At 75.6% G+C, this 22,078-nt stretch carries 12 protein-coding genes; 7 read left to right on the forward strand and 5 right to left on the reverse strand.

What is annotated here, in order from left to right; translation table 11 throughout:
• Window positions 1–2: 2 nt before the first annotated feature.
• Both J4557_RS41575 and J4557_RS41580 read right to left on the reverse strand, forming a co-directional pair.
• Window positions 3–1,097: a glycosyltransferase gene (locus tag J4557_RS41575; RefSeq protein WP_243777196.1), complete on the reverse strand. Its 1,095-nt coding sequence runs from the start codon at window positions 1,095–1,097 to the stop codon at window positions 3–5.
• 305 nt (window positions 1,098–1,402) lie between these two features.
• Complete coding sequence (locus J4557_RS41580) at window positions 1,403–2,836, reverse strand: LCP family protein (protein WP_208272334.1); 1,434 nt, start codon at window positions 2,834–2,836, stop codon at window positions 1,403–1,405.
• A 138-nt stretch (window positions 2,837–2,974) separates the two neighbouring features.
• Between J4557_RS41580 and J4557_RS41585 the strand changes: the two genes are divergently transcribed.
• From J4557_RS41585 to J4557_RS41595, 3 genes are all read left to right on the forward strand, one after another.
• Window positions 2,975–3,916 carry a DUF6177 family protein gene (locus J4557_RS41585; RefSeq protein ID WP_243777197.1) on the forward strand — a complete coding sequence of 314 codons (942 nt, stop codon included), beginning with the start codon at window positions 2,975–2,977 and terminating at the stop codon, window positions 3,914–3,916.
• 146 nt (window positions 3,917–4,062) lie between these two features.
• Entirely contained in the window at window positions 4,063–5,061 is a 999-nt protein-coding gene (locus tag J4557_RS41590; protein ID WP_208272335.1) for a glycoside hydrolase family 113 protein, read from the forward strand.
• 33 nt (window positions 5,062–5,094) lie between these two features.
• Window positions 5,095–6,522 (forward strand): DUF1266 domain-containing protein, encoded by a 1,428-nt coding sequence (locus J4557_RS41595; protein ID WP_208272336.1) that lies wholly within the window; start codon window positions 5,095–5,097, stop codon window positions 6,520–6,522.
• Between the two features lie 93 nt (window positions 6,523–6,615).
• On the opposite strand, the gene J4557_RS41600 is transcribed toward J4557_RS41595, so the two are convergent.
• Window positions 6,616–7,095: a hypothetical protein gene (locus J4557_RS41600; RefSeq protein WP_208272337.1), complete on the reverse strand. Its 480-nt coding sequence runs from the start codon at window positions 7,093–7,095 to the stop codon at window positions 6,616–6,618.
• Entirely contained in the window at window positions 7,092–8,906 is a 1,815-nt protein-coding gene (locus J4557_RS41605) for a MinD/ParA family ATP-binding protein (RefSeq protein WP_208272338.1), read from the reverse strand. Before J4557_RS41605 ends, J4557_RS41600 begins: the two co-directional genes overlap by 4 nt.
• Window positions 8,907–9,132: 226 nt before the next feature.
• On the opposite strand from J4557_RS41605, the gene J4557_RS41610 reads away from it, so the two are divergent.
• Window positions 9,133–9,960 (forward strand): hypothetical protein, encoded by an 828-nt coding sequence (locus J4557_RS41610; protein WP_208272339.1) that lies wholly within the window; start codon window positions 9,133–9,135, stop codon window positions 9,958–9,960.
• A gap of 90 nt (window positions 9,961–10,050) precedes the next feature.
• Here the strand turns inward: J4557_RS41610 and J4557_RS41615 are convergent, their stop codons facing one another.
• Window positions 10,051–10,326: a hypothetical protein gene (locus J4557_RS41615; RefSeq protein ID WP_208272340.1), complete on the reverse strand. Its 276-nt coding sequence runs from the start codon at window positions 10,324–10,326 to the stop codon at window positions 10,051–10,053.
• Between the two features lie 225 nt (window positions 10,327–10,551).
• On the opposite strand from J4557_RS41615, the gene J4557_RS41620 reads away from it, so the two are divergent.
• Genes J4557_RS41620 through J4557_RS41630 form a run of 3 tightly spaced genes read left to right on the forward strand, consistent with a single transcriptional unit; the run spans window position 10,552 to window position 22,004 of the window.
• Window positions 10,552–10,959 carry a YbaB/EbfC family nucleoid-associated protein gene (locus tag J4557_RS41620; protein WP_208272341.1) on the forward strand — a complete coding sequence of 136 codons (408 nt, stop codon included), beginning with the start codon at window positions 10,552–10,554 and terminating at the stop codon, window positions 10,957–10,959.
• Window positions 10,956–11,258 carry a WXG100 family type VII secretion target gene (locus J4557_RS41625; RefSeq protein WP_208272342.1) on the forward strand — a complete coding sequence of 101 codons (303 nt, stop codon included), beginning with the start codon at window positions 10,956–10,958 and terminating at the stop codon, window positions 11,256–11,258. Before J4557_RS41620 ends, J4557_RS41625 begins: the two co-directional genes overlap by 4 nt.
• A gap of 9 nt (window positions 11,259–11,267) precedes the next feature.
• Window positions 11,268–22,004 carry a WXG100-like domain-containing protein gene (locus J4557_RS41630; RefSeq protein WP_208272343.1) on the forward strand — a complete coding sequence of 3,579 codons (10,737 nt, stop codon included), beginning with the start codon at window positions 11,268–11,270 and terminating at the stop codon, window positions 22,002–22,004.
• The last annotated feature ends 74 nt before the right edge of the window (window positions 22,005–22,078 follow it).

The raw sequence follows: 22,078 nt of genomic DNA on the forward strand, positions 1-22,078 counted from the left end.
CGTCAGCCTTCCCAGGGGTCGGCGGGTGTCGGGTCCTGTGCCCCGTACGCGGGCCAGATGTCGTATCCGGTCTGCACGTCGTCGTCGGGCCGGGCGTGCCGCGGCCGGTAGGCCCGTCCGTCGGGGACGGTCATCGTCGGGTCCGCGGAGGACGCGACCGGGTCCCGGAGGGTGACGGTCGGCTCGGGGAGGTCCATGGTGGGCAGCCTGGCCGCCGCGTTCGCCGCGGCCAGCTGTGCCGCCTCGGCGGCTTTCGCCGCGTTGCGGCGGGCGCCGTACGGGGCGACGAGCAGCCGGTAGAAGGGGCGCCGGATCACGGTGGGCACGAGGCGGTAGCCGCCCCGGACGACGACGTTGCGCACGTACTGGCGCCGGGAGATGAACCCCTCGGTGAGCATCTCGCGTTGCAGGCGCAGTTCCGAGCGGAGCAGCGCCCGGCCGCCGCGGCGGTCGTAGGCGCCGTCGCCGACGCGGTAGTAGACGAGCGGTTCGGCGACGTTCACCAGCCGGGCGCCGGCGGCGATCATCCGGACGAACAGCCAGTAGTCCTCCATCAGCGGCAGGTCGCCGTAGCCGCCGGCGGCGATGACGGCGCTGCGCCGGTAGACGACCGTCGGATGGTTGAACGGGTCGTGCAGCCGCGAGTAGCGGACGATGTCGGTGGGGTCGCTCGGCGGGATGCGGCGGCCGACGACGTCGCCGGTGTCCCGGCCGAACTCCAGCAGCCCGGCACCGACCAGCTCGGCGCCCGCCCGCACCAGCGGGACCTGCAGCTCGAAGCGGTGCGGCATCGCGATGTCGTCGGCGTCCATCCGGGCGACGATGTCGTGCCGGGCGGCCTGCAGCCCCGCGTCCAGTGCGGGCCCGAGCCCGCGGTTGACCTCCAGCGGCACGAAGGTCACCTCGACCGGGCTGGCCGCCACGAGCTCCTTCAGCGCCACCGCGAGCTCCGGCGGGACCGGCCCGTCCTGGACCAGCACCACCTGGTCGGGGCGGAGCGTCTGGTCGTCGACGGCGCTGTGGAAGGCGTCCCGGACGTACTCTTCCCGGTCACCGCCGTAGACGGTCATCAGCAAGGTGAAGGGTTCGGGCTGCATCGGTCCGTTTCCGGGTGGGGCCGTGACGGCCGTTCGGAGCGCGAGCCGCGGAGGGGGCGTGGCTCGGGAGGGGGCTCCTCGTGGGGTGGTCGGGCGGGCGGGGACAGGGGTCGGTCGGGACGGGGCGGGGGCGGGACGGGGGGCGGGGCGGGGTCGGGGGCGGAGGGCGGGCGCGAACGCCGTCGTTCATGTGACGCTTTGGTGGGGTTGATGGTTGCGCGCCGCCAAGATACCGGTGTGGTGGAACCGCTGACGATGGAACGTGCCCGGTACGGTCCGGCGGTGCCCGATTCGGCGTGTCCGGTTCAGGTCTGCGCGCATACGTCGCGGTCGGCGCGGATCTCGCCGGCGACCTTCGGCACCGCCGGGCCGCCGCCGCTGAGCTTCGCGCCGTCCTTGCCGATGATGAGGTAGACGTAGCCGGGCTTGGCCTTGGCCCACGCCTCGGGCGGGTGGCCGGGGACCGCGATCGCGGCCCGCGCCGCCTGCCGCTCGGCGCCCGCGCCGTAGAGGATCCGGGTCCTGGCCGACGACTTGACGGTGCCGACCTTGACGACCTTGAAGCCGCGCTCGGTGAGCTGGTCGGCGGTGCGCTGGGCGAGGCCGTGCTCGCTCGTGCCGTTGAAGACGCCGATCCTGACCTGGGCGGGCGGGACGGGCTGCACCTTCTGCTGCGCGGGCACCGGGGTCGGGGCGGGCTCGGGCGGGGTGTTGTCCTCGCGGATGGCCTGGAAGAGCGGCTCGGCGAGCGCCTGGTTGAACTGGACGCGGTTCTTGTCCTTCGGGTACGCCATCGTCGGCACGGTGACGAACCGGACCTTGCCGGCGCTCATCCCCTTCAGGCCGCTCGCCAGCTTCTCCATCACCGACAGCGTCAGCTGGTCGTCGGCCTTGATCGACTTGGTGGTGGCGGAGAGGAAGGAGTAGGTGCGGCCCGGGTCGGTGAGCATCCCCTTGTCGGTGGCCTTCTTGACCACCGAGGCCATGAACGCCTGCTGCCGCTTGATCCGGTCGAGGTCGGAGCCGTCGCCGAGGACGTAGCGGGTGCGCACGTAGCCGAGCGCCTCGGCGCCGTGCACGACCTGCTTGCCCGCCTTGAGGTGCAGCTCGGCCTTCGGGTCGTTGATGGGCTTCGGGACGCAGATCTCGACGCCGCCGAGGGCGTCCACGACCTGCTTGAAGCCGGCGAAGTCCACCTCGACGAAGTGGTCGATGTGGATCTTGGTGAGCGACTCGATGGTGCGCCAGGTGCAGGAGGGGCCGGCGTTGGAGAACGCGGCGTTGATCATGCCGAACTGGGCCGGGACGGTGGTGCCGTTCGACTTCTTGCAGCTCGGCATCTGGACCATCGAGTCGCGGGGGAAGCTGATGCCGATCGCGCCGGCGCCGCCGGGCGAGATGTGCAGCAGGATCGTGGTGTCGGACCGCTCGCCCTGCTCGGTGCCGTACTGCGCGTTGGCGCCCTGCCGGCTGTCGGACCCCATCAGCAGGATGTTGATGGAGTCGTTGAGCTTGGCGGGCCGGTGCGCGCCGAGCTTGTCCCTGACGTTCTCGCGGTGGATCTGGCCGTCCAGCCGCCGCCAGAACCCGTACGCGGTGAGGCTGCCGCCGACGAGCACCACCGACATGGCGATCGACACCCAGCCGAGCAAGCGCCAGAGGCGCCCGCGCTGCACCGGCGATTCCGGCGGCGATGGGGCGCTGTAGTACACCGGCGGCGGTGAGGCGGCTCGCTGCATCCGTAACATTTCAGCACAGATTGGACACCGGTCACCCCCGTCACGGAAAACTCGGCCGGGACGGGCCGTCCGGGCCTCCCGCGCGGGCGGGCCGGACCGCCCGGAGCGCGGCGGCGAGGTGACTAGACTCCGGTGAGGATGAGCATCGTAGACGCGCTGACCGACCAGGCCATGGTCGTGCTGCAGGACCGCCCGGTCGTCGCGCTGAGCGCCTGGCTGAACCGGGCCCTCGGCGAATGCGCCGCCTCCGGCCGCGCCCTGCAGCTGGTCACGCCGCTCGAGTCCCGCCTGTCGCTGCCGCTGCGCAGCGCCGCGTCCGGCGCCGAGCTGCAGTGGGTCGTCCGCGACGGCGACGGCTACTACGAGGGACTCACCGGCCGCCCGCTGAAGTGGGGCGGCGCGATGTTCGTGCCGGTCCCGGAGGCCCGCGACTACGCGGCCGGGTTCACCACCCGCCCCACCGCCCCGATCGGCTCGCAGCTCACCCTCGTCTACCGGATCCGGCACGGCGCCGACGGGCACCTCGGCGGCCCGGTCGAGCGGCTGCTGCAGCTCACCACCGGCAAGCTCCCGGCCGGGCTCGGCCCCGCCGAGCCGCTGGAGCACCCGTGGCGGCCCGACCGGCTCACCGAGTACGCCCGCGGCCGGTCCACCTCCCGGCTGCTCGTCGCCGGGGACGGCCCGCGCCCCGCCCAGGCGATCTGCGACTTCACCGCGACCGAGGGCGGCGGCGTCGCCGAGGTCAGCACCGTCACCGTCGGCTACGGCCCGGACGACCCGCCGCCGCTGCAGCACCTCGGGTCGCTGGTCGGGGCGCTCGCCGCCGACCAGCCCGTCGCGTCGCTGTTCGTGCAGCTCACCCCCGGCCGCGCCGACCTCACCACCGAGCCGCGCTGGACGGGCGCGCCCGCGCCGGTCGCGCTGGCCGTGGCGGGCACCGTCGGCGGGCCGAACGGCATCCCCGGGCAGCAGGTCGGGCCGCCGCGCCAGCCGCTGACGATGTTCCCGCTGGGCGACGGCCGCTCCCAGGACGGCTGGCAGCGCCACAGCCTCCTGATGCAGCACCTCCAGTCCGCCTGACCCCTCCGCTCGTCGCCGGCGGTGACATTCGTCCTGCCCAAACGTGGACGGACGGCTCTGCCGGGCCCGCCCCGGACCCCGCGAAGCTGGGACCGCCACCGCCGGGTCGCAAGCCCCCCGGGGAGAAAAGGCGAGAAGGGAAGGCCATGCGAGCCCGAGGCATCAACTACGACACCGGCTTCTTCCCCGGCGGGAGGGACAGCCGCCCCGGCTTCGACCGGGCGGACGTCCGGCGCGACATGCGCGCCATCGCCGCCGACCTGCACTGCACCGCCGTCCGGGTCAGCGGCGGCGACCCGGATCGGCTCGGCGCCGCCGCCGAGGAGGCCGCGGCCGCCGGCCTGGAGGTCTGGTTCGCGCCGTTCCCCTGCGAGCTGCCGCCGGACGAGATGGCCGCGCTGTTCGCCGAGTGCGCCGGGCGGGCCGAGGCGGTCCGGCGCGGCGGCGCGGAGGTCGTCCTGGTGACGGGCTGCGAGGTCAGCCTGTTCGCGCGCGGGTTCGTCCCCGGCGACGACGTGTACGCCCGGATCCAGGCGGTCATGTCCGGCGACCCGGAGGTGTACGCCGCGATGGGCGACGTCCCGGGCCGGGTCAACGCGTTCTTCGCCGAGACGGTGGCGGCGGCCCGCGAGCGGTTCGGCGGCCGGGTCACCTACGCGTCCGGCCCCTGGGAGGAGCTGGACTGGGGGCCGTTCGACCTGGTGTCCGTCGACGGCTACCGGTCCGCCGAGAACGCGGCGCACTACCGCGAATGGCTGCGCGGCCACTTCCGGCACGGCAAGCCCGTCGCGGTCACCGAGTTCGGCTGCTGCACCTACGCGGGCGCCGGCGACCGGGGCGGCACCGGCTGGATGATCGTCGACCGGGGCGCCGAGCCGCCCCGGCTGTCCGGCGCCCCCGTCCGCGACGAGCAGGAGCAGGTCCGCTACATGCGCGAGCTGCTGGACGTCTTCGAGACCGAGGGCGTCGACGGCGCGTTCTGGTTCACCTTCGCCGGATGGGGTCTCCCGCACGATCCCGACGACCCGGCCCGCGACCTCGACATGGCCTCCTACGGCGTCGTCGCGACGGCCCAGGACGGCACGTGGCGCCCTAAAGCGGCCTTCCACGCCCTGGCCGCCGCATATGGCGCACAGAGCCGATGATCCACCCGTAAGGGATGGGGTAGCGTCCCCCTCATGGAACCGGACGGCCAGCTCGGCGCGCTCGAGCGGGCCGTCGAGGGGACCCTCGCCGAGGGGGTGCTGGAGTTCGACGGCGACGAGGCCGTCCTGCGGATCGAGGGCTCGCTCGTCCTGACCACCGGCTGGTTCCTGTCCTGCGCCGCCGCCGGGATCGTGCTGCTGCTGTTCGGCGCCGTCCTGTCCCTCACCGGGCTGCGGGGCGCCGCGAACTGGGCGCTGGCGCCCGGCGCCGTGATGGTCGCGCTCGTGCTGGCCTTCCTGCTGGCACTGCGGTTCACCCCGCTGCCCGCCCTCTGGCCCGAGCTGGAGCTGCGCTTCACCGAGCAGGCGATGGTGCACCGGCGGACCCGCGTCCCGTTCGACGACCTGCGCCCCGAGCACCTGGTGTGGAAGAACGGCCGGTTCTTCCGCCGGCTGTACGTCCGGCACCCGTCGCTGCGCAAGCAGCTCGCCGGGTTCTTCGACAGCGAGGAGCGGCAGGCCGAGGAGTTCCAGCGCCGGCTCTGGGAGCTGATCTCCGCGCCGGACCTGCCCGGCGTCCTCACCCACGGCAGCGACCTCACCCCGGTGCAGCGCTGGATCATCGGCGCGGGCGCCCCGTACGGCGCGATCAACGGGTTCCGGCTGGACCGGCTCGGCGTCGCGCCCGGCGAGTCCGCCGCGGCCGCCGACCGGCGCACCGCGCAGGAGCTGCTGCGCGAACCGTGGGGCGCCTACGACCTGGAGCAGCTGCTCGCCGCGGTGAACTGGCTCGTCCAGGAGGGGCACCGCGCCGACTTCACCATGGACGCCGAGCTCGCCGCCCGCCCGCCCGAGGAGCGGGAGCGCTACGCCGCGCTGCTCAACGAGGTGGACGGCCTCATCGCCGCCGACCGGCTGGAGCCGCCGTTCGTCGAGCGGCTCATCGAGCTGGTCCGGGTCCGGTACGGGGACGAGGGCGCCGTGTACGCCAAGCTCGTCCCGCCGCTGCTGCGCGACGAGGCCGGCGCGGACGCCGGCGAGGAGGGCGCGGAGCTGGCCCAGTTCCTGCACCGGCTGTTCAACGACCGCGGCCACGCCGCCGAGGAGCTGCACCGGCTGGAGGTGCTCGCCGACCCGGCCCTGCACGCCAACGTCGGCCGGTTCCTCATCTGGGACTACGCGCGCGCGTTGATGCTGTACCGGTGGGGTCACATGGTGGGCTGGCTCACCGAGGAGTACTGCTGGGAGCGGATGCTGCCGCTCGCCCTGGACGTCCAGCGCCGCTACACGTCCTGGCACGACATGGCGACCTGCTACCTCCAGGGACGGCTGCTGTGGTCGGGCGGCGGCGGCCGGGCGCAGGCGGAGTACGACCGGCTCGTCGAGCACCTCGCCGCGGAGCGGCGCAGCCCGTGGAACCTCGTGCCATGGGACCTCGACCTGACCCGCGACTGGTCCTGACCTGGGGCTCGGTCCAACCTGGGGCTGGTTCCAGCGCGGGGCCGGGTCCGACCCGGTCCGCGCCGGGAGTCCGGGTGAGAGGGCGTGCGGCGGTCAGCCGCCGATGACCCCGCCCTGGTAGGCGGCGCCGTCCGCCGCGCCCTGCGCGCTCCCCGGCACCTCCGCCGCCGCGCCGCCGCCCTCGCCGGACGCCTTCCAGCTCCGCGCGGGCGCGTCGCTCTCCCCATCCGGGTACACCGTCCCGCCGAGCCAGTGCACCAGCGAGTCCGCGAACTTGCGGGCGACGCGCGGCGCGTCCGGCAGGTCCGCGACCGCGCGGATGTCCACCCACCAGACCGGCGCGACGACCCGGGCCGCGAACTCCGCGCCCAGCAGCCGCCCGATCTCGCCCTGCACCGACACCTGCACCGCGTCCTCGATCGCGACGAGCAGCCGGCCGTCCGCGTCGTACAGCAGGGTCGGCTCCGGCTCGCCGCCGCGCAGCTCCAGCGGCTCGCCCATCGCGATCATGCCGTCGGCGACGGCGTGCACGTCCGGGCGGCGGCGCACCAGCGCGACCAGGTCACTGCTCATCGGGCCACCCCGGCGCCGAGCGAACGGGCGAACACCTCGTGCACCACCTGGATCCCCGCCATCCGCGCGGCGGCCGACACCCGGCCGAGCTCCAGCGAGCTGCCGGTGGCCAGGTGCCGGTCGTAGGGCACCGCCACCACGGGCAGCCCCCACGCGGCCAGCATCTGGTGGGCGCGCTGCAGGTCCGCGCCGACCTGCGGGGCGTGCGACACCATCGCGATCACGGTGCGGCGCAGCACGTCCTGCTGGTCGTTGGAGACGAACCACTCCAGCGCCCCGCGCGCGCTCAGCGCCCCGTCGACCGTCCCGGGCGTCACCAGCACCAGGCCGTGCGAACCGGCGATGACCCCGCGGTTGACCTCGGTGAGGATGCCCGCGCCGCAGTCGACGACCGTCGCCGCGACGTACCGGCTGACCGCGCTCAGCGCCGTCTCGAACGTCTCCAGCGTGAACTCGCCGGCGATGCGGCCGCCGCGCGTGGACGACAGCACCCACAGGCCGTCGGGCGTGCGGGTGAGGAACCGCGCCGCCTCCTCGAACGACTGCGGCTTCTGCGCGGCCAGCTCGAACAGCGACAGCTGCGAGCGGACGCCGAGCCGCAGCGGCAGCGACCCGAGCTCGGCGTCGGCGTCGGCGGCCAGCACCCGGTCGGCGCGGTGCCGGGCCAGCTCCGTCGCGACCAGCGCCGCCATCGTCGTCTTGCCCGCGCCGCCGCGCACGCTCGCGACCGCGATCTGGCGGGAGCTCGGCACGGACCGCTGCATCAGCTCGCCGAACGCCGCCAGCAGCCGGGCCTCGCGGGCGCCGCCGCCGACCGCCTTCAGGACGCCGCGCCCGACCCGGCGGGCCAGCGCGTCGCCGTGCTGGTTCCTGCGGACGAGGTCGGCGGGCGGGATCTGCTGGCCGGGCATCTGCCCGGGACCGGCGGGCTGCCCGGGCATGACCGGCTGGACGGGCGCGGGCTGCGCCGCCTGCTGCGCCGCGGCCGCCGGGTCGGGCCAGGCGGCCTGCTGCCCCTGCTGCCCCCGCTGCATCGCCTGGTCGGCGGCGGGCTGGACCGCGCCGAGGACCGGGTTGACCGCGGCCTCCCAGTCGAAGTCGGAGTGGATGAACGGGTCGGCCTGCTGCTGCGCCTCGGCCGGGACGTCGGCGCCCTGCTGCGTTGCCTGCTCCGTCGTCTGCTGCATTGTCTGCTGCTGCGGCGCGGCCTGCTGCTGGGTCGCCGCCTGCTGCGCGGCCTGCTCCTGGAACGCCTGCTCCTGAAGCGCCTGCTGCTGGGCCGCCTGCTCCTGGAAAGCCTGGTCCTGGAAAGCCGGCTGAGGCGCCTGCTGCTGGATCTGGGGCGGCGGCACCGGATCGGGCGCCACGGGGGCGGGGGCCGGCGGCTCGGGGGCCGGCGGCTCGGGCAGCAGCGGGGCCGGCTCGTCCGGGACGTCCTGCGCCGCGTCCGCGACCTGCGGGAAGGGCGGAGCCTCAGGGACGGGGGACGGCGCCTCCGGCGCAGGCTGCGCGTTCTGCATGGCCTGCGCGGCCTGCACGGTCTGCGCAGGCTGCGCGCTCTGGACGGGCTGCGCGCTCTGGGCGGGCTGCGCGGTCTGGACGGGCGCGGGCTGCGGCTCCGGCTGGGCGGCCTGGGCCACCTGCGGCGGGACGGACGCCGCGAGCGCCCGTTCCTGGGCAGGGCGCGGCGGCGCATCGGCGCCCCAGGTCCCCTGTGCGGGGCCGGAGGGCGTCGCGTCGAGGACCTGCAGTCCGCGCCGGGACACGCCGATCTCGCTCAGTACCGCCTGCTGCCAGCTGGAGTCGGACACCGGCCTCCCCTCTCCCTGCCAAGACTACGAGACACCCGTCACCCCACGCACCGCCGCGGGCTCGGCGCCTCCTCCCGGACGGGGTCCGAGGCACCGTGCACACCGGTCTCACCGGCACAGACAACCCCAGACCGGCGATCTCCCCTGAAATCACCCTTACCTGCCCGCTAGTCTTGCCGGACCTCGATCGGCACCCCGCCACGTGAGCACACCGCCCGGAGCGACCATGAATCCCCCTGAATGGCCCGGTCAGCCCGGCGGGCCGGGCTACCCGCCGGCACCGCCCGGCCCGCCGCTGCCCGGCCCCCCGCTGCCCGGTCCGCCGGGACCGCCGATGGGCTTCCCCCCTCCCTCGCCGCGGCGCGGCGGGGGCAGCGCGCTCGTGCCCGTGCTGATCATCGGCGTGGTCGCCGTGCTCGGCGTCGTCGGGATCGGCGCGTTCTTCATCCTGCGCAGCGACGACAAGCCGAAGCGGCCCGTCACGCTGCCGACGGTGACCCATCTGAACCCGTCCTCGGGGACCACCTACTCGCCCCCGCCGTCGCCGCGGACGTCCATCGGCGGCGGGACCGGCGACCCGTCCAGCGTCCTCACCCGGACCATCCGGACGGCGAAGGGCCACACCTTCACCCAGGCGGGCGTCCGGACCGAGTCGTGCGTGACGCGCGCCAACGCCAAGCTGCTGACCGCGCTGCGCAGGTACCCGTGCGTCGGGATGATGCACTCGGCCGTCTACGCCAATCCGACCAGGACGATCATCACGTCCGTGTCGATCATGACGATGGGCAGCCCGTCCGCGGCGATCTACGTCAAGGGCGTCACCGACCAGAGCGGCTGGCCGAAGCTGCTCACCCCGTCGGACGCCAGCGGGCTCCCGCAGCCGCGGGCGAACCCGGCGTACTGGACGCGGACCTGGTCGCAGGGCCGGAACGTGATCTACGCGCAGTCGTACTGGAAGAGCGGCGGCGCGACCGGCGGCCGCACCGGCAGCGTCTTCGCGACGGCCGGGGAGCTGGGCGTCGAGGTCACCAACACGCTGCTCTGGTCGAACTGATGGAACGTGCCGCGCGGGAGCGGGAGGGGCGGTCGTCCGCCCGTCCCGGCGCCGCGCGGCCCCACGTCCCACCAGGTCACGGCCGCGGTGTCAGCCGTCCTGCCGCTGCGCCCCGCGCTTGCGGGCCTGCGCCCGCTCGTAGGACGCCAGCGCGCGCTCGCCGCCCGGCCGCATCTCGAACCGGATCCCGCGGTCGCCCTCGAACGGCTCCCGGTGGTCGAAGCCGCCGGTGTAGATCTCGGCGGGCACCCGCTCGGGGAAGGCGTCGCAGTACGGGATCCAGGTGTCCATCGACGTCTCCGCGTCGGGGTTGGCCCGCTGCTGGAGACGCACGCACGCGTCACAGATGCTGGGTCTCCTGCGCATGGTCCGGCCGTCCTCTCCGCTTCCCGCTCGCGCCGCCCGCACGCGCCGCCGGCGGCCTCGCCGCAGTGTTCCACACCCGCGGTAACGCCTTCCCCGCCCGCCGCGATCACCAGATAGCGGGTTGCGACATGAGCGGCGAAATCATCATAATGACCGGTCCCTGTGTGTCTGTGATCGTGCGCGGTCGCGGGCTCGTTCAGCTCCCGACGAACAGAGGGGTCCCCCGTGCGCGCTGAATGGCAGGCGCATATCGACGAACTCCTGCAGACCTATCAGGAGAAGCGCCGGCAGATCCAGGAGATGCAGTCCCGGCTGGAGACCATCGAGGCGTCCGCCGAGGCCGCCGACGGCATGGTCCGCGTCAAGGTCGACCGGCAGGGCCGGCTGACCTCGCTCGAGTTCGACCCGCGGGTGTCCCGCAAGCTCGGCAGCGAGGAGCTCGCCGAGGCCGTCATGGAGGCGTCCAGGAAGGCGCAGGCCGACGTCGCCGAGCAGATGCGCGCCGCGATGCAGGGCCTCACCCCCGAGGGCGCGTCCGGCGAGGGCGGCGGGTTCGACCTCACCAAGCTGCTGCCCGAACGGCCCGACGACATCGAGGCGGTCCGCGCCCGCCTCGGGATCCAGCCGAAATGACCTTCGACGGGTACGAGGTCGACACCGAGGACCTCAAACGCGCCGGCGGCGGCTTCGAGACCAACGCCAACACCCTGCAGCAGATCTTCGACGCGCTGAACTCGGCACTGCAGGCCGAGGGCAAGTGCTGGGGCTCCGACGAGACCGGCCAGAAGCTCGAAGAGGGCTACGGCGAGCCCAGCAAGAACGTCCTGGAGGCCTTCCCCAAGCTCAAGACGGGGCTGGACGGCATCAAGAAGGGCGTCGACGAGATGGCCAAGGAATACAAGAAGGCCGAAGACGCCTCGAGGCTGAAGTGAGCTGATCCCGTGGGTCTGGAAATCCCCGCCGAGGTCCAGTGGCTGTCGTGGATCGTCGGCTCCGACTGGCCCGAGGGCGACGAGACCGCGATGCGGCGCTGCGCCGACGCCTGGCGCCAGGCCGCCACCTCGATCAACGATCTCGTCGGCGACGTCACCGGCAGCGTCAACGACGTGCGCGGCACCCTCGACGCGGAGGCCGCGGAGAAGTTCCAGAAGAACGTCGAGCAGTGGATCACCACCGATCCGCGGCTGCTGCCGAGCATGGCGGACGCCTGCAACAAGCTCGCCGACGTCATGGACAACGGCGCGCTGGACATCGAGTACGCGAAGTACATGTTCATCGCGCTGCTGATCGTCACCGCGATCGAGATCGCGATGCTGATCGCGGCGGCGTTCGAGACGTTCGGCGCGTCCACGGCGGGGATCCCGGCGGTGGAGGGCGCGGCCCAGGTCACGGCCCGCACCATCTTCAAAGAGCTGATGGAGAAGCTCGGGGAGAAGTTCCTCGGCGCGGTCCTGAAGGGCGCCGCGTTCGGCGCGCTCCAGGGCGGCGGGCTCGACCTGATCGTGCAGGGCGTCCAGATCGCCCAGGGCAACCGGAAGGACGTCGACTGGGCCAAGACGGGCCAGGCCACCCTGGACGGCGCGATCGGCGGCGCGATCTCCGGCGGCATCGGCTTCGGCGCGGGCAAGATCCCCGGGGTCGGCGACGCGGCCGCCACCCCGCTCGGCAACATGTTCAAGGGCATGGCGCGCGACGGCGTGTCCGAGGCCGTCAGCGGCGTGGCCGGCACCGTCGCCACGTCCGCGATCCACGGCGACCCGCTGAGCTGGGACGCCATCGCCAAGGGCGCCACGTCGGGCGCGTTCGGCGGCGCGGTCGGCGGCGGCAAGGGCGGGCTGACGGAGTTCGACGGGGGCGTCCCCGGCGGCGACCCGGCCGGACCGAACGTCGACCCCACCCCGGTGACCACGCACACCCCGTCGACCGGCGGCGGCTCGGGCGAGGGCGGTTCGGGCGGGGGCGGCTCCGACGGCGGCGGCTCGGGCGGCGGCTCGGGCGGCGGGGGCGGCTCGCACGTCACCGGTGGAGGCGGCGGCGGGGGCGGCGGCTCCCATGACGGCGGAGGCTCCGGCGGAGGAGGCGGCGGCTCCCACGGCGGTGGCGCCGGCGGTTCCCACGACGGCGGAGGCTCCGGCGGGGGCGGCGGCAACCGCATATCCACCCTGCTCGGCGACAGCGGCGGCGGTGGCACGAACCATGGCGTCAGCCTCGCGTCGGCGGCTCCCGAGGGCGGCGGCGGAGGCGGCGGCGCGCCCTCCTCGGGCGGCGGCGGGTCCGGCGGTGGCCTCGGCGGCAACCCCGGCGCGTTCAGCGGCGGCGGCGCGGGCGGCTCGGACGGCGGCGCGCCGGGCTCCGCCTCGTCCGGCGGTGGACCGAGCGGCGCCGTCCCCATGGGCGGCGGCACTGCCCCCGGCGGCGCCCCCGCGGCGGGCGGCGGCAGCGTCCCCGGTGGCGCGACCCCGTCCGGAGGCGGCGGCACAGGAAGCGCCGGCGGTTCCGGTTCCGGTTCCGGCTCTGGTTCCGGCTCGGGCGCGCCGGGCAGCGGCTCCGGCTCGGCCGGCTCCGGCGGTTCGGGCGGCCCCTCCGGCGCCCGTCCTGGTGGCGGTGCGCCCGGCGGTACCCCGGGTTCACCGGCGGGCGGCGGCCCCTCGACGGGCTCCGGCTCGTCCGGTGGCGGTTCTGGCCGTGGCCGCGACGAGTCCCCGTCCGGCTCGACCTCGTCCCGCTCCCCCGGCGACGGCACGGCCGCGCCGGGCGACCCGCACACGTCTCCCGGCGACGAGCACTCCGTGCCGTCCGGCGGCGGCACGGACCCCGCGGCCCGCACCGAGACGCCGTCCCCGACCGGCGAGCACACCACGCCCTCGCCCACCGAGCACGCACCGCCTCCGGGCGGCGAGCACGCTCCCGCACCGGACGGCGAGGCGCCGTCCGGCAGCCGCACCACGCCGCCCGCGACCGAGCACACCACGCCGCCCGCAGGCGGCGAGCAGACCCCGGCCTCGGGCGGCGAACGCACGCCCACCACGGGCAACGAGGCACCGACCGGCAGCCGCACGACGCCGCCCGCGGGCGGCGAGCACACCCCTACCTCCGGCACCGCACCGACCGGCGGCAACACCACGCCCCCGGCGAGCGGAAGCGGCACGACGCCGGCCGGCGGCACGCCTTCCGGCACCTCCACGCGTTCCGGCGACCACGGCACGGCCACGACAGGCGGCGGCGCCCCCACCAGCGGCGGCGGCTCCGCGCCCGAAGGCGGCGGCGGTTCGGCACCTGGTGACAGCGGCGGCTCCGAGGCGACAGGCGGCGGCTCCGACCCGGCGGACGGCGGCTCGGCGGACGGCGGCGACCCGTCCGCGCCCGAAGGCGCCGACGCTCCGCCCACCAGCACGGCCGGGTCGCCCGACGCGAAGGACGGCGGACGGGCGACCGCCGACCTGCCCGACGCGATGGCGGCGCCCGACCATGGCGGGTCCGACGGGTCGAGCGGCCAGCCCGGCGTCATCGCGGGCGTGCCGATGCCGATGGGCGGCATGGGCGGCGGCGGGTCCGCCGTGCGCGGCGGCGATGCCGCCGCCGGGTCCGGTGGCGGTGGGACGCGGGTCCGCACGACCACGCCGTCCTCCGGATCGGGACGTCCCGAGACCACGTCGCGCTCGCCGCAGGAGCCGGGGAGCCGCGTTCCGAAGCCGTCCCGCCCGGGTGACGGCCACGGCGCCGCGCCGGGCGAGAACGGCCCGCAGCCGACGCACGAGGCGCCGTCCGGCGCGGGGACGGAGAACGCGCCGCCGCCGCACGAGCAGACGCCGCCCGCCCAGGAGGGCGCCACGCCTCCGGCCGAGCACGCGCCCGCCGGGACGGAGAACACCCGGCCCGCGCCCGACGCGCCCTCCGGCGACGAGGGCGGACGCCCGGCGCCGGAGCGTCCCCTCACCGACGACAACTCCCCCGCCGACCCCGCCGAACACCCGATCCAGAACCTCGACGACCAGGGCGTCGTCCGGCCCGGCGACCCGCAGGGCGACGCGGGACCGGAGCCGGAGCGCACCCCGTCCGGCGACGAGGGCGGGCAGGCGGCGCCCGAGCGTCCGCTCACCGACGGCAACGGCCCCGCCGACCCCGCCGAGCGGCCCATCCAGGACGTCGACGACCAGGGCGTCGTGCGCGGTGACGCGCCGGAGACGACCGGCGAGCCCGCACCGGGCGAGGGCGGCCCCTCGCGGGAGAACGGCGCGTCCTCCCCGCGCGACGGCGAGCCCGGCGACGCGCCGCGCCGCCAGGGACCGGAGTCCGGCGCGCCGGAGGAGCATCCGAAGCAGGCCGGGACGCCCGGCGAGCACGAGCAGCCGGAGGGGTCCGCCCCGCGCGACGGCCAGTCCGACGACGGAACCGGCGACCACGGCGGCGACGACCAGGGCGCGGACGACGCGTCCGGCGACCACGACGGCGGGGACTCCTCCCACGACCTGGCGGACGCCGAGCACGAGGCGCGCGAGATCCTCTCGCAGTTCGGCGACGACGCGCCCGCGGTCGACTTCACGTCCCGCCCGATCGACCCGGCCGCCGCCGCCGAGATCAACCGGGCCCTCGGGAGGCTCGCCGCGGACTACCCGGGCACGATGCGGCAGCTCAACCGCATCGAGACGACCGCGATGCCGCCCAACGAGAGCGACACCCTCGCCTACGCCCGGACGGGCGGCCCCGACCAGGGCATCTACATCAACGACGACGCGTTCGGCGACAACGCGGAGCGCAACGCGGAGGGCGCCGACGAGGAGGCGGACGGCTACACCGTCCCCGGCGGCGGGTCCACCGAGGGCGTGTTCACGCACGAGTTCGGGCACCAGCTCGGGCAGCGGCTCCTCAACGACCCGGTGATGCGGGCCGAGCTCAACCGGGCGATCTCCGACGCGCTCGGCGTCCCCTACGACGCCACCCGGCCGCACGACCCCGCGATGAAGTCGCGCATCGAGAACGCGCTGTCGCAGTACGGCGCGACCAACCCGCACGAGCTAATGGCGGAGGCGTTCACCGAGCACCGCCTCGCCGAGAACCCGCGCGACCTCGCCCGCGCCGTCGGCGACGTGATGGACCGCCACTTCCGCGGCGAGGCGCCCGCGAGCACCCCGTCCGCGAACGACGGCGGCGCTCCGGGGAACCGCGTCTCCCACGACGGCACGCCGGGCACCGACCGGGGCACGCCCGAGGGCGCGCCGCGGACCGGCGACGGCACGACCGACCCGTCCACCGCACCGCACGACCGGGGCACGGGCGAGGGGACGCCCCGCCACGACGACGGCCAGATGCGTCCGGACGAAGGCCGCCCGCGCACCACCGAGACCGAACCGCCCGGGAGCGAGACCCCGCCGCGGCACGACAGCGGGCAGCTCCCCTCGGACGACGGCCGTCCGCACGAGAGCGGGCCCCCGCGCCGTGACGGCGGCGAGCTGCCCCCGGGCGAGCACCGCCCGGCCGGCGGCGAGACCGGACCCCGTCCCGACGAGGGACGTCCGCGCTCCAACGAGACCGAGCCCCGCCCGGACGACGGCAGGCCCCGCACGAACGAGACCGAGCCGGGCCGCGGCGAGGCACCGCCCCGCCACGACGGCGGCGAGCTGACCCCCGGCGAGCGCCGCCCGGCCGGCGAGACCGAACCGCACCCCGGCGAGCGGACGCCCGGGCGTCCCGGCGAGGGCGAGGACGGCCCGCAGTTCCGGCGGTCCCGTCCCGGCGAGGAGGGGTCCGATCCCGCCGGCGGCGACGGCTCGACCCCGCCGCCCGACTCGCCGTCCGGCACGTCGGCGGACGAGCCCGGCGGCCCCCGCATGCCGCACCAGCAGGCCGAATGGGACCCGCCCCGGCACACCGACGACAGGTCGATCGACCTCGACCCCACCCAGCGGATCGTGGACGTCGGCCCCCTCCAGCCCAACTCGCGCTACACCGTGCACGAGGTCGGGCCGGACGGCAGGCGGACCCCCCGCAGCGTCGCCTACACCGACGGCGACGGCGAGGTCAGCCACGTCACGAACTACACCTCGGACGAACCGGGCGCCCGGGTCGTCCCGCCGAACGACAACGTCGACGTCACGCGGCCGGAGCCGGGGGTCACGCACCGGATCGACCTCGGCCATGTGAACCCGCACGTCTTCACCGGCGAGGAGAACGCCCACGGGCAGGGCTCGGCCCCGTCCGCCACCCGGTTCGAGCCGCCCGCCGACGCCGCGCCGCACCAGTGGCCGGGCCGGTACGACCCGAGTGCCGACGGCCCGTTCTCCAACCAGCCGGACCTGCCGAGGAACTCGCGCATCGAGGTCACGGGCCCGGACGGCAAGCTGCACGGCGTCTTCTGGACCGACGGCGAGGGCAACGTCACGCACGTCCGGACCTGGTACGGCGACAAGACCCGCGGTTTCAACCCCGAGCTCGGGGACAGCACGCGGACCACCGCGCAGGGCGTCCCCAAGCCGAACACCCACTACCTGATCGAGCCGCACGACCGGTTCGAGGTGGACAACCCCACCCGTCTCGACCCGCCCGACGCCGCCCGCCACGGCGACTTCACCGACAACGGCGTCGAGCCCGGCACGTTCATGTACCACACGGACGAGCACGGCCAGGCGGACGCGGCCAGCGGCCGTCCCGAGTACGACGCGGGCAGGAAGCAGCGCAACGAGGGCGTGCAGACGAACGTCGGCCACATCGGCGGCGGCAGTCCCCCCACCGCCCCGTCCTCGCACCCGGGCGAGTACCGGGGCGGGTCCTTCGACGGCGGCCACATCTTCCCGCACGAGGGCCGCGGCCCCGGCGAGCGGATCAACTACTTCCCGCAGGAGAGCAAGACCAACCGCGGGAACCGGGGCGAGGACTTCGAGCCCAGCGACAGCTGGCGCCGGTCGTTCGAGGCGCACCTGCACTCCCAGCACCGGGCCGGGCACTCGATCGACCGGGTCGACTTCTTCCCCGAGCCGAACGGCGACCGGGTCACGCCCGAGGTCGTCCACGTCCGCTGGACGGAGACGGTCCCGAGCCCCGTCCCAGGCGGGGAGCCCACGGTCTACACGCACTACCGGAGCTACCACAACCTGGAGCCGAGCCTTCGGACCGTCGGTTCCGGGGGCGACCCCGTTCCCCCGGGAAGCGACGGCTCCCACTCTCCGGCACAGCCCGGCGGGTCGGACGCGCCGCAGCCCCGCATGCGCGCCCCGCGCCCCGAACCGGGCGACCAACGCGTCGCCCCCCATGACACCCCCGCGTCCCCGGAACCGCGCACGGCCGACCCGTCCGGCGCCGAGCCGCGCACCGGCGAACCAAGCACGACCGAGCCACCCGCGAGCGAGCCCCGCACGACCGAACCGTCCGGGACCGAACCGTCCGCGACCGAGCCCCGCACGGACGACCCGTCCGCCGACGAGCCGCGCACGGCCGACCCGTCGGGCGCCGAGCCGCGCACCGGCGAACCAAGCACGACCGAGCCACCCGAAACCGAGCCCCGCACGACCGAACCGTCCGGGACCGAACCGTCCGCGACCGAGCCCCGCACGGACGACCCGTCCGCCGACGAGCCGCGCACCGGCGACCCGTCCAGCACCGAGCCGCACAACGGCGAGCCGCGGACCAGCGACCCGGCCGCCGCCGAGCCCGGTCCGGAGGCCGCCCGGCCGGAGGGACGGCCTGGCGACGCCGCCGGCCGACCCGACTCCGAGGCCGCGCGCCCGCCCGCCGACACGGCAGGGACACCGGGCACGACGGGGACGCCGGAGGCGGCGCGTCCGGACGCCCGTTCGCATTACGGCTGGTACGAGTCGGAGGCGCCGAGCACCGCACCGAGGCCGGAGGCGGGCGCCGGGTCCACCGGGCCGTCGTCCACGGTCGGCCCGCCGCGTCCGCGCGGCGCGGAGCCGGAGCCGGGCGGGAACGCCCCGAGGACGGAGGGCCCAGCCGGAACGGCGAACCGGGCACCGGAGACGGCACGTCCCGGAGAGACCGCCGCGCCGCGCGGCGAGACCACGCCGCCCGGCGGCGAAGGCGCCCGTCCGGAGCACGAGGACGCGCCGTCCACCGCCGGGACGGGACGCGGCGAGGACCCGGTGCGGCTGGAGAACGAGCCGTCCGGCGCCGGGCCCGCGCCGCAGCCGGACGCGCAGCCGAGGTCGCGGGCCGCGGAGCCTGAGGGCGAGCGGCCCCGCACGGCCGATCCGGAGCTGATGCGCCGGATCCAGGAGAACGAGCAGCTCCGGCAGATCGTCGACCAGGCGCGCGACACCGTGGTCAACGACCGCGGCGACCGGCTCGGCGACCTGCTGGACGACGACCTGCGGACCCGGCTGCCGAATCATCCGGAGCTGGCGCGGATCATCGAGGGGAACGGGCCTCCGCCACTGACCCGGGCCGAGCAGGCGATCCACGACTCGCTGCTGGCGAGGCCGCGGACGCTGCACAGCCTGCTGACGCACCCCGAGGCCGTCCACATCCTGGAGGAGTCGATCCGGGAGGTGAACGAGCGGGGTCCCGACGCGGTCCTGGCCGAGGGGCCCGCCAAGCCCGTCCGGACGCCGCTGGAGGACTGGCAGACGCAGATCAGCGACCGGGTCATCGCCGAGATCGGCACGTCGAAGGCGCCGGGCCAGCCGGGGTTCGACCACGAGGCGCTGGACGCCGAGCGGGCGAGGGCCGGTGAGGGCCGGCCGGTGCCGAAGGACAGCCCGCTGGTCAACGACTACCTCGACGACCTGTACCGGGCGGCCGAGGAGCAGCGGGGCACGCTGCACGACGTCCTGCGCGACCTGGCGAACGAGCCCGAGGACGCGAAGATGCGGCCGGGCGCCAAGGACCGGGTGCGCGCCCTCGACAAGATCATCAACGAGAACAACGGCGACGCGTCCACGCTGAACGACCTGCTGGGCGGCAAGGTCCAGTTCGACAGCGTCGCGGACCTGTACCGCGCGCTGGACCGCGTCCAGGACGTCACGCGGCGGCACGGCGTCGACGTCGTCTCGATCAAGGACCGGCTGCGCAGCCCGCAGCCGAGCGGCTACCGCGACATCCGGATGACGGTCCGGATGCCGAACGGGCACATCGGCGAGCTGCGCCTGCACCTGCGGTCGTTCGACGCCGTCGCCGACCACGAGCACTCGCTGTACGAGGTCTCGCGGGACCTGCCGAACGTCGCCGACGAGCAGGCCGCGCGCGGTGAGCGCGAGCCGGGGCTGACGAACGAGGAGCAGGCCGTCGTGGAGGCGGTGAACCGGCGCCTCAACGAGCAGTTCAAGGACGCCCTGGACCAGGCGCTGCCGCCGCATCTGCGCAGCACGCCCGGGGAGGGGCCGCCGGAACCGCAGCACCGCGACGCCGAACCGCACCCGCCGTCCGAGGGCCGTCCGCGGCCGGAGCAGGCGCCCGCGCACGGGACGCACGAGCCCGCCGAGGGCGGCCACGAGCCCGTCCACGAGGGCGAGCCGGCCCATGAGGGCGAGCACGAGCCCGCACAGCCCGGCGACACCCCGATCCCCGCGGACCTGCCGCCGCACCTGCACGACGTGTTCCGCGGCAGCGACGAGACCCCGGCGGGCCGGTCGTTCCACGACCCGTCCGACCCGGCGATGCGCGACCTGGCGCAGCGGGTCCCGGCCGACCCGCACCGGTTCGTGGTCGACGGGCACGGCGACGCGGACGGGCTGCGGCTCGGCGGCGACCGCCGGCTCGGCGTGGACGACCTCGCCGACCTGATCCGCAACGACCCGAACTGGAACGGCCGCGAGGTGCTGCTGCTGGCCTGCCACACCGGCGACGGCGAGTTCGCCGCCCGGCTGGCCGAGCGGCTCGGCGTCCCGGTCGTGGCGCCGCACGGCCTGGCCTGGTCGGACGGCGACGGGAACGTGTACGCCTCGGCCGGCCACCCGGACGCGGACGGGCAGGTCCGGCCGGGCCTGCCGCCGGACGGCTCCTGGACCGCGCACCACCCGGACGGCACCACCGCGCCCGCGGGCGAGGGCGGCTACGCCCCCGGCCACCGCGGCGGCGACGACGCGCACCCGCGCGGCGACGCGGAGGCGCGCGGGCTGCGGGACCTGTTCCAGCGCCGCCGGAACTCCGAACCACCGGCCGGCAACGGCTGGGACGGCGGCCCGCCGCACGCCGGACACGCGGATCCGCGCCGTCCGGCGCCCGGTCACGGCACTCCGTACACCCCTGCGGCCCGTCCGGCCACGGCGCCGGGAGCACACCCGGGCGCCCATCCCGGCACGGACCCCCGCGTCCACCCCGGAGCAGCGCCCGCCGCCACCCCGGCCGCGCACCCCGGAGCCGCGCCCGCCGCGCACCCCGGCGCGACACCGGCCGCGCACCCGGGCACCCACCCCGGAGGCGCCCCGGTCGCGCACGCCGGTGCCGCTCCAGGCGGTACCCCCGGTGTCCGGCCCGGCACGAACCCGGTCGCGGGACCGGGCGGGCGGCCCGCCGCTCACCCGGGGACGGCTCCGGGCGGACGTCCGGCCGCGGGGCCCGGCGTGCCACCGAACGCGCGTCCCGCCGCGCATCCGGGCACCGCGCCCGGCGCACGCCCCGGCACGACGCCGGGCGGCCACTCCGGCGCGACGCCCAACGCCCGCCCAGGCGGCCCCTCAGGCGCACGCCCTGGCACGCACCCCGGCACCCACCCAGGAGCGCACCCAGGCACCCACCCGGGGACGCACCCAGGCGATCACAACCCCGCCGCCGGTCACCCCCAGCCGCACCAGCCGGGTGAGCATGCGGCAGGGCAGCATCCCGGCGCGCACCATCAGGAGATCGGGCACGTCGACTCCGACACCGTCCGCCGGTTCGACAGCGACCACGACGGCGAGCTGTACGGCGAGACGCGGCTGGCGCACGTGTACCAGCAGCTCCCGCCGCACCTCCAGCAGGCGGTGCACTGGTACACGGTGCAGTCCATGCCGAACCCGCACCTGCGGCCGGGCGCGGACGTCGGCCGGTACCTGAACCAGGTGCGGCTGGAGGAGAACTACGCGCAGCACCTGATGTACCTGAACGGCGGCCGCATGCCCGTCGACTCGCATGTGCTGAACGACATGTGGCGCCGCCCGGACCTGACGGACTACCAGCGGCAGATCGTCCAGTACGTCCTGTCGCACGAGAGCCCCGAGCTGCGGCTGCAGGAGATCTGGCGGCAGCACCAGGACCACGACCGGCTGCGCGAGTACCTCGGCGGCGACCCGACGCCGGAGGCGTTCTGGCGGCGGATCGCCGAGCTGGACCAGGCGCTGCACCAGCCGCTGCCGGAGCCGGTCGAGACGGTCCGCGGCCTGCACGACGTGTCGTTCCTGCTCGCTCCGGACGGCGCCCCGCTCGGCAACCGGGATCCGCGGATGCTGATCGGCATGACGCAGGCGGAGCCGGGCTACATGTCCACCTCGCTCGGGGTGAACCCGGCGGTGGTGGACGGCAACGCGTTCGAGTTCCGGATGCGGATGCGGCTGCCGGCGGGCGCGCACGGGCTCTGGATGGGGACCCGCAGCGCCTACCCGGACCAGCGGGAGCTGGTCCTGCCCCGCGGCACCCGGTATCGCATCACGAACGTCGTCCATACTGGGTTCACCTGGTCGCGGACCGCGGCCGGCGGCTGGGTGCAGCGGCCCACGTTCGACATCTGGGCGGACGCGTATCCGCCCCGGTGACGCCGCGCGAAGGGAACGCGGCGCGGCCGGGACGCCGCGCCGAGGGGACGCCACGCAGATTCGGAAGGGACAGA

The sequence above is a fragment of the Actinomadura nitritigenes genome, assembly GCF_017573545.1.
In the GTDB taxonomy this organism is placed as follows: domain Bacteria; phylum Actinomycetota; class Actinomycetes; order Streptosporangiales; family Streptosporangiaceae; genus Spirillospora; species Spirillospora nitritigenes.

Coding starts and splice junctions, on each gene's coding strand:
- J4557_RS41575 (WP_243777196.1), bottom strand. CDS start 1,097: ATGCAGCCCGAACCCTTCACCTTGCTGATGACCGTCTACGGCGGTGAC.
- J4557_RS41580 (WP_208272334.1), bottom strand. CDS start 2,836: ATGCAGCGAGCCGCCTCACCGCCGCCGGTGTACTACAGCGCCCCATCG.
- J4557_RS41585 (WP_243777197.1), top strand. CDS start 2,975: ATGAGCATCGTAGACGCGCTGACCGACCAGGCCATGGTCGTGCTGCAG.
- J4557_RS41590 (WP_208272335.1), top strand. CDS start 4,063: ATGCGAGCCCGAGGCATCAACTACGACACCGGCTTCTTCCCCGGCGGG.
- J4557_RS41595 (WP_208272336.1), top strand. CDS start 5,095: ATGGAACCGGACGGCCAGCTCGGCGCGCTCGAGCGGGCCGTCGAGGGG.
- J4557_RS41600 (WP_208272337.1), bottom strand. CDS start 7,095: ATGAGCAGTGACCTGGTCGCGCTGGTGCGCCGCCGCCCGGACGTGCAC.
- J4557_RS41610 (WP_208272339.1), top strand. CDS start 9,133: ATGAATCCCCCTGAATGGCCCGGTCAGCCCGGCGGGCCGGGCTACCCG.
- J4557_RS41615 (WP_208272340.1), bottom strand. CDS start 10,326: ATGCGCAGGAGACCCAGCATCTGTGACGCGTGCGTGCGTCTCCAGCAG.
- J4557_RS41625 (WP_208272342.1), top strand. CDS start 10,956: ATGACCTTCGACGGGTACGAGGTCGACACCGAGGACCTCAAACGCGCC.